At 73.2% G+C, this 12,024-nt stretch carries 15 protein-coding genes; 11 read left to right on the top strand and 4 right to left on the bottom strand.

Annotation, left to right across the window (positions count from 1 at the left end; translation table 11 throughout):
* Positions 1–99 precede the first annotated feature (99 nt).
* From purD to QQX13_RS12625, 4 genes are all read left to right on the top strand, one after another.
* A complete protein-coding gene (gene purD, locus QQX13_RS12610) occupies positions 100–1,377 on the top strand; it encodes a phosphoribosylamine--glycine ligase (protein ID WP_301153564.1) in 1,278 nt (425 codons plus the stop codon).
* Positions 1,377–2,273 (top strand): phosphoribosylaminoimidazolesuccinocarboxamide synthase, encoded by an 897-nt coding sequence (locus tag QQX13_RS12615; protein WP_301153565.1) that lies wholly within the window; start codon positions 1,377–1,379, stop codon positions 2,271–2,273. The genes purD and QQX13_RS12615 overlap by 1 nt, the downstream gene beginning before the upstream one ends.
* A 73-nt stretch (positions 2,274–2,346) precedes the next feature.
* On the top strand, positions 2,347–2,808 hold the full coding sequence (locus tag QQX13_RS12620; protein WP_301153566.1) for a septum formation family protein: 462 nt from the start codon (positions 2,347–2,349) through the stop codon (positions 2,806–2,808).
* Positions 2,809–2,873: 65 nt separating this feature from the next.
* Entirely contained in the window at positions 2,874–3,344 is a 471-nt protein-coding gene (locus QQX13_RS12625; protein WP_301153568.1) for a hypothetical protein, read from the top strand.
* Positions 3,345–3,347: 3 nt separating this feature from the next.
* Here QQX13_RS12625 and QQX13_RS12630 read toward each other — a convergent pair whose 3' ends face one another.
* A complete protein-coding gene (locus QQX13_RS12630) occupies positions 3,348–4,055 on the bottom strand; it encodes a trimeric intracellular cation channel family protein (RefSeq protein WP_301120907.1) in 708 nt (235 codons plus the stop codon).
* Positions 4,056–4,117: 62 nt separating this feature from the next.
* Here QQX13_RS12630 and purS point away from each other — a divergent pair, with 62 nt between their 5' ends.
* The 3 genes from purS to QQX13_RS12645 all read left to right on the top strand — a co-directional run bounded on the left by purS (position 4,118) and on the right by QQX13_RS12645 (position 5,469).
* Positions 4,118–4,378 (top strand): phosphoribosylformylglycinamidine synthase subunit PurS, encoded by a 261-nt coding sequence (gene purS, locus QQX13_RS12635; RefSeq protein ID WP_301120905.1) that lies wholly within the window; start codon positions 4,118–4,120, stop codon positions 4,376–4,378.
* Complete coding sequence (gene purQ, locus QQX13_RS12640) at positions 4,375–5,079, top strand: phosphoribosylformylglycinamidine synthase subunit PurQ (protein ID WP_301120903.1); 705 nt, start codon at positions 4,375–4,377, stop codon at positions 5,077–5,079. The genes purS and purQ overlap by 4 nt, the downstream gene beginning before the upstream one ends.
* A 90-nt stretch (positions 5,080–5,169) precedes the next feature.
* Positions 5,170–5,469 carry an antibiotic biosynthesis monooxygenase family protein gene (locus QQX13_RS12645; protein ID WP_301153569.1) on the top strand — a complete coding sequence of 100 codons (300 nt, stop codon included), beginning with the start codon at positions 5,170–5,172 and terminating at the stop codon, positions 5,467–5,469.
* A 31-nt stretch (positions 5,470–5,500) separates the two neighbouring features.
* Here QQX13_RS12645 and QQX13_RS12650 read toward each other — a convergent pair whose 3' ends face one another.
* Positions 5,501–6,640, bottom strand: a complete 1,140-nt coding sequence (locus QQX13_RS12650) for a helix-turn-helix transcriptional regulator (RefSeq protein ID WP_301153571.1) — start codon at positions 6,638–6,640, stop codon at positions 5,501–5,503.
* A 147-nt stretch (positions 6,641–6,787) separates the two neighbouring features.
* On the opposite strand from QQX13_RS12650, the gene QQX13_RS12655 reads away from it, so the two are divergent.
* Entirely contained in the window at positions 6,788–8,158 is a 1,371-nt protein-coding gene (locus QQX13_RS12655; RefSeq protein WP_301153573.1) for an FAD-binding oxidoreductase, read from the top strand.
* 21 nt (positions 8,159–8,179) lie between these two features.
* Here the strand turns inward: QQX13_RS12655 and QQX13_RS12660 are convergent, their stop codons facing one another.
* Complete coding sequence (locus QQX13_RS12660) at positions 8,180–9,208, bottom strand: LLM class flavin-dependent oxidoreductase (RefSeq protein WP_301120895.1); 1,029 nt, start codon at positions 9,206–9,208, stop codon at positions 8,180–8,182.
* Between the two features lie 201 nt (positions 9,209–9,409).
* Here QQX13_RS12660 and QQX13_RS12665 point away from each other — a divergent pair, with 201 nt between their 5' ends.
* On the top strand, positions 9,410–10,393 hold the full coding sequence (locus QQX13_RS12665; protein ID WP_301153575.1) for a GNAT family N-acetyltransferase: 984 nt from the start codon (positions 9,410–9,412) through the stop codon (positions 10,391–10,393).
* Positions 10,394–10,395: 2 nt separating this feature from the next.
* Positions 10,396–10,833 carry a hypothetical protein gene (locus QQX13_RS12670; protein ID WP_301120891.1) on the top strand — a complete coding sequence of 146 codons (438 nt, stop codon included), beginning with the start codon at positions 10,396–10,398 and terminating at the stop codon, positions 10,831–10,833.
* Between the two features lie 9 nt (positions 10,834–10,842).
* On the opposite strand, the gene QQX13_RS12675 is transcribed toward QQX13_RS12670, so the two are convergent.
* On the bottom strand, positions 10,843–11,544 hold the full coding sequence (locus tag QQX13_RS12675; protein WP_301153576.1) for an aspartate/glutamate racemase family protein: 702 nt from the start codon (positions 11,542–11,544) through the stop codon (positions 10,843–10,845).
* A 59-nt stretch (positions 11,545–11,603) separates the two neighbouring features.
* Between QQX13_RS12675 and QQX13_RS12680 the strand changes: the two genes are divergently transcribed.
* A complete protein-coding gene (locus QQX13_RS12680) occupies positions 11,604–12,023 on the top strand; it encodes a heavy metal-responsive transcriptional regulator (protein ID WP_301120887.1) in 420 nt (139 codons plus the stop codon).
* The last annotated feature ends 1 nt before the right edge of the window (position 12,024 follow it).

Below are 12,024 nucleotides of genomic sequence, written 5' to 3' on the forward strand. Positions count from 1 at the left end.
TCCAGAGTGGAATGCCCGATACGGGTGCCCTCCCCCCGCCGTCGCCCGCGCGTCGTGGAACCGTCGGGCGGGCGGGGCCGAACGCCTAGACTCGTGGGCGTGATCATCCTCCTCGTCGGCTCCGGCGCGCGCGAGCACGCGCTCGCCCGTGCCCTCTCCCTCGATCCCGCCGTCGCGCAGCTCCACGCGGCCCCCGGCAACCCCGGTATCGCGTCCGTCGCGACCCTGCACCAGGTCGACGCCCTCGACGGCTCCGCCGTCGCCGCCCTGGCGGCCGAGCTGGAAGCGGACCTGGTCGTGGTGGGCCCCGAGGCGCCCCTGGTCGCCGGCGTCTCCGACGCGGTCCGCGCGGCCGGCATCCCGGTGTTCGGCCCCAGCGCCGACGCCGCGATGCTCGAGGGCTCGAAGGCCTTCGCCAAGGAGATCATGGCGGCCGCGGACGTCCCGACGGCCGACCCGCTCGTGTGCGAGACCCTCGACCAGCTCGAGACCGCCCTCGACACGTTCGGCGCGCCGCACGTGGTGAAGGACGACGGCCTCGCCGCCGGCAAGGGCGTGGTGGTCACCTCCGACCGTGACGAGGCGCTCGCGCACGGCACCTCCATCCTCGACGCCGGCGGACGGATCGTGGTCGAGGACTTCCTCGACGGCCCCGAGGTGAGCCTGTTCTGCCTCTGCGACGGTGCCTCGGTCGTCCCCCTTCAGCCCGCCCAGGACTTCAAGCGCGCGCTCGACGCGGACGCCGGCCCGAACACCGGCGGCATGGGCGCGTACACCCCCCTGCCGTGGGCCCCCGAGGGCCTGGTGGACGAGGTGGTCCGCACCGTCGCGCAGCCCACGGTCGACGAGATGGCGCGCCGCGGCACGCCCTTCGTCGGCGTGCTGTACTGCGGCCTCGCGCTCACCTCGAAGGGCACCCGGGTGGTCGAGTTCAACGCGCGCTTCGGCGATCCGGAGACCCAGGTGGTCCTGGCGCGGCTCGCGACCCCGCTCGCGGGCGTGCTGCTCGCCGCCGCCGAGGGGCGCCTCGCCGAGCTCCCGCCGCTCGAGTGGCGGGACGACTCGGCGGTCACGGTCGTGGTCGCCGCCCAGAACTACCCGGACACCCCCCGCAAGGGCGACCCGATCACCGGCATCGACGAGGCCGAGCAGGTCGACACGGTCCACGTGCTCCACGCGGGCACGGCGCTCGACGCCTCCGGAGCGCTCGTCAGCGCCGGCGGTCGCGTGCTGTCGGTGACCGCGCTGGGAGCCGACCTGGCCGAGGCCCGCGAGCGGGCCTACGCGGGGGTGTCCCGCGTCGTCCTCCCGGGGAGCCATCACCGCAGCGACATCGCGGCGCGCGCCGCCGCCGGCGAGAACCTCCTGGAGGCCTGATGCCCGGCCACGCCACCCCGCCGCAGCACCTCGAGCTCGAGGGCTGGACCCACGTCTACTCGGGCAAGGTGCGCGACCTCTACGAGCCGACCGAGCCCCACCCGCGCGGCGACGTGGTGCTCGTGGTCGCGTCCGACCGCATCAGCGCCTACGACTGGGTGCTGCCCACCGAGATCCCGGGCAAGGGCGGCATCCTCACCGGGCTGAGCCTGTGGTGGTTCGACCAGATGCTGGACATCGTCCCCAACCACACCGTCGAGGCCCCCGTTCCCGCGGAGGTCGAGGGCCGCGCGATGGTCTGCCAGCGGCTCGACATGTTCCCCGTGGAGTGCGTGGCCCGCGGCTACCTGACCGGCTCCGGCCTGGTCGAGTACGAGGAGTCCGGCACGGTCTGCGGCATCCCGCTGCCCCCGGGCCTCGTGGACGGCTCGCGCCTGCCCGAGCCGATCTTCACCCCCGCGACCAAGGCCGAGGTGGGCGAGCACGACGAGAACGTCGACTTCGACGCGGTGGTCGCGCTGATCGGCCGCGAGGACGCCGAGGCGCTCCGCGACCTGACCCTCGCGCTGTACAGCCGCGCGCACGAGATCGCGGCCGCGAAGGGCATCATCCTCGCCGACACCAAGTTCGAGTTCGGTCGCGACGGCTCCGGCGCGATCGTCCTGGGCGACGAGGTCCTCACGCCCGACAGCTCCCGCTTCTGGCCCGCGGACGAATGGGAGCCGGGCCACGCGCAGCCCAGCTACGACAAGCAGTTCGTCCGCGACTGGCTGACCTCGCCGGCGTCCGGCTGGGACAAGCGCTCGGACGCGCCGCCGCCCGCGCTGCCCGCCGACGTGGTCGCCCGCACCCGCGACCGCTATCTCGAGGCGTTCGACCGGCTCGCGAAGCACTGACGCACGTTTGTCGCGTCGGGCACGGCGATGACGCTACATTGATGCCACCGCCACCCCGCTGAGGAGAGAATTCGTGCTTCGACCCATCGCCCTGGGCTCCGTGCTCGCCCTGACGCTCGCCGGCTGCTCGTCGCTGTTCGGCACCACCGAGGAGGACGTGGCCGCGATGCAGCTCGCCACCGGCCAGTGCATCGAGCACCTGGACGACCTCTCGGGGGTCGCCGACGGCGAGGAGGGCGAGGTCGGGGTGCTCCCCACGGTCGACTGCGCGGAGCCCCACGAGGCCGAGGTGTACTACGCCGCCGACACCACCGCCGCCGAGTACTCCGACGGGATCCTGACGGAGGCCGACCAGACCTGCTACGACGCGTTCGGGACCTTCGTGGGGCTGTCGTACGACCAGTCGCGCCTCAGCCTCTTCTCGCTCTACCCGAGCCAGGACACCTGGGACGCGGGCGACCGTCAGATCGCCTGCCTCATCACGGGCGACCAGGGCGAGACCTTCACCGCCACGCTCGCCGGCGCCGCCGAGTAGCCTCGCGCACGTCCGGCCCCAACGCTACGGTCGTCGAGTACGTCGATCATGGCAGGAGGTGTGCGATGGCAAGGAAGCAGGTCGCCGCGGTGGTCGCCGTGATCGCCGCGCTCGTGCTCGGCACGCTGCTGACGGCCTGCGCGTCTCCCGAGACGGGCGGCGGGGTCGAGTACGGCGAGAGGCTCGACCTGGGCGTGCCGGGCGACCTGGTCGAGACGGTCGCGGGCGTCGCCGGCTACCCGGCGTGCGGCACCGAGACGATCGCTCACGACGGCACCACCTGGTACCCGTTCGAGCCCTCCAACCTCGACGAGTTCCCCACGGTCGCGGCGCTCGCGTCGACGGGCGGACTGGGAGGCGGGCTGAGCCGCGGCGCGACGCGGATCGGGTTCCCGGCCGTGGTCGCCCCCGGTCCTGGCGACGACGTCGGCACGCTCACCGTCTACGAGGGCGGGTTCGCGTTCTGGCGATCCGACAGCGGCGACCTCGAGACCTGGCTGACGGACCGGGAGCTCGAGTACTGGTGGGCCTGCTGACCCCTAGGCGTGGGACTCGGTCTGCAGCTCGCGCTTCTGGACCACGGCCACCGAGGGCACGCCCCAGCCGCGCGTGAGCGACAGCACGCGCAGCAGCACGATCACCAGCAGCGGCACCCAGAACACCACCTCCGCGGGCAGGCGCAGCGCCCACAGCGCCCACAGCGTCACCGCCCCCGCCAGCGCCGCGGTGGCGTAGAGCTGGCCGTTCCAGAACACCTCGGGCACCTGCGCCGCGAACAGGTCGCGCAGGATGCCGCCGCCGACGCCGTTGGCGACGCCCACGATCATCGCAGCGACCGGGCTCGCACCCGCGTCGAGGGCGATGCCGGTGCCGATCACGACGAAGATCGCGAGGCCCGCGGCGTCGGAGTACTCGACGATCCGGTGGCGGGCGAGGGCGCCGATGTCCCGCCGCCGGGCGACCGGCGCGATCGCCAGCGCGGTCGCCACGGCGACCAGCACCAGCGTGGGGTTCTCGATCCAGAAGACGGGCTGCCGGAGCAGGAGGTCGCGCATCGTCCCGCCGCCCACGGCGACCAGGGAGGCGAGGACCACGGCGCCCACCAGGTCCATGCGGCGACGGCTCGCCGCGACCGCCCCGGAGACGGCGAACGCGACGGTGCCGAGGTACTCCAGGACGATGCGCAGGGTGCCGAGAGCGCTCGCCAGCAGCTCGTCGGTGGCGACGGACGTCAGCAGCTGGTTCACGGGGCCTCCTTCACGAACGGGCGGACCACTGTACCGCCGCGCGCGCCGGTAGACTGCGGGCCATGGCCACGATCCTCGTTCACGTCATGCCCAAGCCCGAGATCCTCGACCCGCAGGGCAAGGCGGTCGGTGCCGCGCTCCCGCGCCTCGGCTTCGACGGCATCGCGCAGGTCCGCCAGGGCAAGCGCTTCGAGCTCACCGTCGACGGCGAGGTGACGGACGCGGTGCTCGCCGACGTCCGCACGGCCGCCGAGACGCTGCTGAGCAACCCGGTCATCGAGGACGTCGTCGAGGTCACGGTGATGGCCGAGGAGCACGCGTGACCGCGCGCATCGGCGTCGTCACCTTCCCCGGCACGCTCGACGACCGCGACGCCTCGCGCGCGGTCCGGCTCGCCGGCGCGGAGGCGGTCCCGCTGTGGCACAACGACGCCGACCTCAAGGAGGTCGACGCGATCGTGCTGCCGGGCGGCTTCTCCTACGGCGACTACCTGCGCGCCGGCGCGATCGCCCGCTTCGCGCCGATCATGGACAAGGTGGTCGACGCGGCCCACGGCGGCATGCCCGTGCTGGGCATCTGCAACGGGTTCCAGGTGCTGACCGAGGTCCACCTGCTGCCGGGCTCGATGATCAAGAACGAGCACCTGCACTTCATCTGTCGCGACCAGGTCCTGCGCGTCGAGAACGCGGAGACGGCGTGGACCGCGGAGTACCGGGAGGGCGAGGAGATCGTCATCCCGCTCAAGAACCAGGACGGCCAGTACGTCGCGGACGAGAAGACCCTCGACATGCTCGAGGCCGAGGGCCGCGTCGCGTTCCGCTACGTGGGCTGGAACCCGAACGGCTCGCGTCGCGACATCGCCGGCATCACCAACGAGCGCGGCAACGTGGTCGGCCTCATGCCGCACCCGGAGCACGCGGTCGAGGCCGGGTTCGGCCCCGACTCGCGCGAGTCCGGGCGCACCGGCGTGGACGGCCTCGCGTTCTTCACCTCCGCGATCAAGAACCTGCTCGCCACGGCCTGACCGCCGTGGCCATGGTTCGCTGCGGGGAACTGGTGGCCCTCTCCGCGAGGTGCTCGACCGCTACGGGGAGCTGATGGACCGGGAGGCCGCGTGATCACCGAGTCGGTCGTCCTCCGCGTCCACCCGGGACGCGAGGCGGAGTACGAGGCCGCCTTCCGCACGGCGGCCCCGATCATCGCTCGCCAGCGCGGCTATGTGGCGCACTCCCTCAAGCGCGGCGTCGAGGACCCGAGCAGCTACCTGCTGACCGTGGAGTGGGAGACCGTCGCGGACCACGAGGCCGGCTTCCGCGGGTCAGCCGACTACCAGGAGTGGCGCCGCCTGCTGCACCCGTTCTACGTCGAGCTGCCGCCGGTTCCTCACTACCGCGAGGTCGGGCCGACCGCCTGAGCCCTCCCGCGCATCGTCCCGGCGCGACGCGCTACGCCGCGAAGAACCCGCCCGGCGCGACCTCGACGCCCCAGCGCGGCACATACTGATCGAAGTAGACGCGGGAGACCAGCTCGCGGCGGCTCGCGACGCCGGCCTTGTCGAAGATCGACTTCAGATGGTCCTGGACCGTGTACGGGGACACGTGCATCGCGGCGGCGATCTCCTTGGTGTCGGCGCCGCGCAGCACCTGGGTGGTCACGTCGCGCTCGCGCGCGGTGAGCCCGAACGCGTCGGCGACCAGCCCCATCACCTCCTGCGGGCGCGCCTCCTCGATGGTCACCACGACGTCGCCTGCACGGTCCGCCGCGCCCCCCAGCGGCGCGGCGTGCAGCACCAGCCAGATCCCGTCGCCGGTGCGCACCCGGATCCGTGGGAGGTGATCGGCCTCGCAGCGCGCGTACCGCCGGGCGGCCGCCACCAACGCGTGCACCAGCGTGAGCGGATCGCCGGCGCTCGGCGCGTTGGACAGCCGCTCGAGCTGGGCGGCCGCTCCCGGGCTCGACTGCGCGAGCCGGTCGGCGCTGTCGATGATCATCACCACCGGGCCCGTCGCGCGCTCGGCGTCGGCGGCGCTCAGCTGCGACAGCAGGCCCGCGCGGATGCCGCGGGTGAACGCGGGTGCGATCGCGGCGAGGAAGTCGAGCTCCTGGCGAGAGAACGGCGCGTCGTCGGGACCGCGGAACACCGAGATCGCGCCCCACGCGCCGTGGCGGTCGTGGAAGATCGCGCGCGCCTCGTCGCGGTAGTCGAACACCGGCAGCATCAGCTCGGCCATCCGCACGGAGCTCTCGACGGCGCCGTCCAGCGACAGGTGCATCCCCAGCGCCGTGGTGCCCGACCGCACCATCGCCTCGATCGAGGAGGGGTCCTCGACGCCGTACTCGACGTGCGCCCAGGCCACGTCGCCCGCGTTGTTGCCGGACAGGCCGGCGAACTTGCGGGTGCTCGAGACCATCGCGGTCGCGGGGTCCAGGGTGGACAGGCAGCCGCCGCTGATCGGGATGACGCGCTCGATGGTCGAGGCAGCCTCGTCCATGAAGCGGTGGAGCGGGAGTCCTGCGCGTGACATGACGTCGATGTCGCTGCGCGCGCGTCCGAGGGCCAGCTCGGCGCCGGTGAGGCTGGGCATGAGGAAAGTGTGCGCCTGTCCGGTTCATCCCGCTATCCCACATTTCTGGGGGTCCGGCAAACCCCTCGAACCGGGGATGGCGGCGGATCCCTCCCGGGGCGCACGCTGATCCGCGTCCACCGGACCTGCACACGAATCGAGAGCATCATGAGCACCATCGACACCCTGACCACCGCCGAACGGCTGCGCTCCCTCCTGGGCGACCGCATCGTCCTTCCCGGCGACGCCGCCTACGAGACCGCCCGCCTCCCCTGGAACCGCGCGATCGACCAGCGACCCTTCGCGGTCGCCCGTCCGGAGTCCGCCGAGGACGTGGTCGCGGTCGTGAGGGCCGCCGCCGCGACCGGGCTGCGCGTCGCGCCGCAGGCGACCGGGCACGGCGCCGGCGCGCTCGCGGACTCCGACCTGTCGGGCGCGATCCTCGTCTCGCTCGCCGCGATGCGGGGCGCCACCGTCGACCCCGAGACTCGCACCGCGCGCGTGCTCGGCGGATCCCAGTGGAACGATGTGCTGGCCCAGTCGACGCCCCACGGCCTGACCGCGCTGCACGGCAGCGCCGGCGACGTCGGCGTGGTCGGCTACGCGCTCAGCGGCGGAGTCTCCTTCCTCGCCCGCGCCCACGGTCTCGCGGTGAACGCGGTGCGCGCCGTGCAGCTGGTCACCGCCGAGGGGCACCTGGTGCGCGCCAGCGCCGACGAGAACCCGGAGCTGTTCTGGGCCGTGCGCGGCGGCTCGGGGGCCTTCGGCATCGTCGTCTCCCTCGAGCTCGACCTGCTGCCCTACGCTGACCTGTTCGCGGGCATGCTGCTGTGGGACACCACGCACGCCACCGCGGTGGCGCATGCCTGGGCGGACTGGACGCGCACCGCACCCGAGAGCGTCTCGACGTCGCTCCGGATCATGCACTTCCCGCCCCTGCCCGAGCTGCCGCCGTTCCTCTCGGGTCGCAGCGTGGTGGTGATCGACGGCGTGGTCCTCGAGGAGGACGATGCGGCGGTCGGGATCCTCGCGCCGCTGCGCGCGCTCGGTCCCGAGATGGACACCTTCGCGCGGATCCCGGCTCGCGAGCTGGTGGGCGTGCACATGGATCCGCCGGAGCCGTCGCCCGCGGCATCGGCCGGCGCGATGCTGGCCTCGTTCGGGGACGACGCGGTGGACGCCTGGCTGGCCGCCGCGACGTCGACGCCGGGGCTGTCGTTCGCCGAGGTCCGCCACGTCGGTGGCGCGGCGTCGCACCGCCCTGACGGCGCGGGAGCGGTGGGCTCGCTGGCCGGCGACCATCTCCTGGGCGGCATCGCGATGGTGCCCGTCCCGGAGGCCGCGCCGGCGGCCCGTGCGGCCGTGCACGGGCTGGTCCACGCGATGGACGCCTGGCTCGCGCCCTCGCTCGCGCTGACGTTCGTCGACGGCGACGTGAGCCGTGAGCTCGGCTTCGGTGACGCGGCGGCGCGCCTGCGGGAGCTCAAGGCCATCTACGACCCGGCGGGCATGTTCACCGCCGCGCACCCCGTCGACTGACGGGCGCGACGCGGGGCCGGCTCAGCGGGAGAGCCGGTCCCGCAGCTCCGCGAGCGCACCGAACGTGACGCGGTTGAAGTCCGCGCCCAGCTGGTTGGGAACGGTCACCAGCAAGGTGTCGGACTCCATCACCGCATCGTCCTGTCGCAGCTCCCGCTCGAGCTTGTCGAGGTCGCCCACGTACGTCTTGCCGAACGTCGAGACCGTGCTGTCGATCTCGCCGATCTGATCGCGGTTGGCGCCCATGAGGTCACGCTCGAGGTAGGGGTTGAAGTAGGTGTGGGTGAGGTCGTCGACGATCGGCATGATGCTGCGCGACACGGAGACCCGCGGCTCGCCCGCGTGGCCCGCCTCGCGCCACGCCTCGCGGAACGCCTCGATCTGGCGGGTCTGCACCACGCCGAGCGGCTCGCCCGTGGCCTCGAGCACGAGCGTCGAGCTCATCAGGTGCATCCCCAGCTCCCCGACGCGTCGGGCCGAGTCGAAGCCGCCCGCGCCGTACCAGATGCGCTCGGACAGCCCGGGGCTCTGCGGCTGGATCGGCAGCTTCTCGCCCGCGCGGCCGTGGGCGCTCGGCCCGGGCTCCGCGACCCCGGCGCCGGAGATCGCGTGGCGGAACTCGGCGATCCGTCGCGCGGAGTCCTCGGCCGCGGTGTCCCCGTAGGACAGCGGGTAGCCGAAGGTGGCCGGGCCGTCCGCGGCCGGCTCCGGGCTGCCGCGCGAGACCCCGAGCTGGAGGCGTCCTCCGGAGATGAGGTCCGCCGTCGCGGCGGCCTCGGCCATGTACAGCGGGTTCTCGTATCGCATGTTGATGACGCCGGTGCCGAGCTCGACCCGCGAGGTGCGGGCGCCCATCGCGGCGAGCAGGGGGAACGGCGAGGACGTGTTCTGCTCGAAGTGATGCACGCGCAGCCACGCGCCGTCCATCCCGGCATCCTCGGCCGCCTCCGCGAGGCGGATGGTGTCGTGCATGACGTCGCCGGCGGTGCGCACCTTGGATCCGGGGGCGGCGGACCACCACCCGAAGGACAGGAATCCGATGCCGCGCACGCGAGACCTCCTCATGTTGACGTGTCAACCAACCCTACCCCCACGTTGCTCCGCACGGATCCGTGGGCGACACGCCGCCCCACCCTCCATTCTCCCGCCGCCGCCGCCGCGTGTCGCGGCCAGATCCGTGCGCCGCAATCCGAGGGGTGAGCGGGTGCGGCGATCGGTGGGAGGTGCCGGAGGCGCCGATAGCCTGGGCGCATGATCACCATCCGCCGGGTCGCACCCGACGACCCGGACGCGTTCGCCCTCTGGGAGGAGCAGCGCGCGGACCTGGCGCGGCGGTACGACGATCCGGACCTGGTGCTCGAGACGTCCTTCCCCACGCTGATCGCCTCGCTCGTGGGCTACGGGGACGACGGCGAGCCGATCGCCAGCGCGGTGCTGCGCTGGTCCCCGTACGCGACCGGCGAGGGATCCGTCGAGGTCAAACGCGTCTGGGTGCGTCCCGCCCACCGCGGCCACGGCCACTCCAAGGTGCTCATGGGCGCGGTGGAGGCGATCGCCCGCCGCGCGGGCGCCACCAGCATCGTCCTCGAGACGGGCACCGAGCAGCCGGAGGCCATGGCGCTGTACGAACGCCTCGGGTACCGCGCCATCCCCGGCTTCGGCGAGTACAAGGACGCCCCGGACTCCCGCTGCTACGGGATCGAGCTCCCGACCCGCGTGCTGGTGCTGACCGGCGCCATGGGTGCGGGCAAGACCGCGGTCTCCGGCGCGGCGCACACGGCGATGTCCCTGCGCGGCGCGCGCGTGGCCTTCATCGACGCCGACCTGCTGTGCGAGGCGTATCCGTCGCCCGACGACGACTGGCGGCACCAGCGGCTGATGAACGAGGCGCTCGCGGCCCTGGCCCCGGTCTACCGCCGCCACGGCTACGGGTGCCTGATCGTCCCGCGCATCCTCGAGGACGCCGGCGACCGGGCGGCGATCGCGCACGCCCTTGCCGGTCCCGGCGGGCCGGCCGAGGTGACGGTGATCCGGGTGACCGCCCCGCTCGACGAGCGGGTGTCCCGCCTGCACGCGCGCGAGACCTCCGAGCGCTGGCTGGAGTGGGCGATCCCTCGCACCGCCGAGCAGGCCGAGGAGCTCGACGCCCTCGCGATCGAGGACGCCTCCGTGGAGAACAGCGGACGGCATCCGGCCGAGGTCGCCGAGGAGGCGCTCGACCTGGCGGGGTGGTGACGATGCGCGGCGCGGGAGCCGCGCGCGGCCTCGTCGCGCTCGTGGTCGCGGTGGCGCTCGCGGCCTGCGGGGGCGGCCCGGCGCCGCCCGTGATCGACGAGAAGGGCGCGGGCGCCGACGGTGGAGGCGACGACTACGGTGCGGTCGAGGTCATCGACGGCCGGGTGGTCGACCAGGTGGGCGGCTACGGCGAGCCCGTGGAGGCGAGCGGCTCGGATCAGCTGGTCGCGCCGCAGACGGTGCTGCTCAGCGTCGACACCCAGGGGGGATCGGGGGTCGTGAGGGTGGAGCTGGTGAGGGGCTACGTCGCGCTCGACGCGACCGCCGAGCCGGTCCCGCCGATCGACCTCCCGGACGAGGTGCTGCGCTTCACGGTGCGCCAGCGATCCGACGGCGTGTACGTCTGCGGGGTCGCGCCGTGCATCACGCGCGCGGAGTGACCGCGCGCGTCAGTCCTCGAGCGCGAACCGCACCGCCGCCTCCGCGTGCAGCGCGAGCGCGTCGAAGTACGGCACGTCGACGTCGTCCCCGGTCATGACCATCGGGATCTCGGTGCAGCCCGCGACGACCCCGCCGGCGCCGCGCGCGGTGAGGCGCCCGGTGACGTCGCGCGCCAGGGCCCGGCCTGCATCGTCGACGACGCCCCGCGCGAGCTTGTCGTAGATGAGCGCGTGGAGCTCCGACAGGTCCGGCTCGTCGGGCACGAGCGCCGTGACGCCGCGCGCCGCCAGGCGGTCGCGGTAGAACGGCATGCGCATGGTGAAGCCGGTGCCGAGCAGGGCCACCGTGTCGACGCCCGAGGCGGTGATCGCCGCGGCCACCTCGTCGACGATGTGGATGACGGGCACGCCTGCGGCCGCCTCGACCTGGTCCGCGATCAGGTGCATGGTGTTGGCGCAGATCACGATCGCCTCGGCACCGCCGTCGACCAGCCACCGGGCGTCGCGGCCGAACGTGTCCGCCAGGCCGTCCCAGTCGCCAGCCTCCTGGGACTCGCTGATCGCGCCGAACTCGTAGTGCCGGATCACCAGGTCGGCGGTCCGTCCCGGCAGCGCCGCGGCGACGCCGGCGTGGAGGAGCCGTTCGTACTCGAGCGTGCTGTGCCAGGTGATGCCGCCGAGCAGGCCGATGCGGCGAGGGTGCGTGCGCATGATCCGATCGTAGGGCGACGGTCCTGGTGGCCAGACAAACCTTCCAGTACGATGCAAGGATGAAGATCGGGGAGCTGGCCGAGTTCGGCGGGGTGACGGCGAAGACCGTCCGCTACTACGAAAGCATCGGGCTGATGGCGGCGCCGCAGCGGCGCGCCAACGGCTATCGCGAGTACGACGAGGAGGCGCTCGACCGCCTGCGGTTCATCCGAGATGCACAGGCCTCGGGCCTGTCGCTCGCCGAGGCGGGCGAGATCCTCCGTATGAAGGACGAGGGCGAGAGCACCTGCGCGCACTCCCGCGCGCTGATCGACCGCCACCTCGCGGACATCGACGCCCAGATCGCCAGCCTGCTCGCGGCCAAGGCCGAGCTCACCTCGCTCGCCCGCCGCGCCGACCATCTGGACCCGGCGGGCTGCACCGATCCTCACCGGTGCCAGGTCCTGGGGCTTGACCTTCCTGCCCACAGCAAGGTTTAGA

This window comes from Demequina lignilytica, assembly GCF_030418375.1.
Lineage (GTDB): Bacteria > Actinomycetota > Actinomycetes > Actinomycetales > Demequinaceae > Demequina > Demequina lignilytica.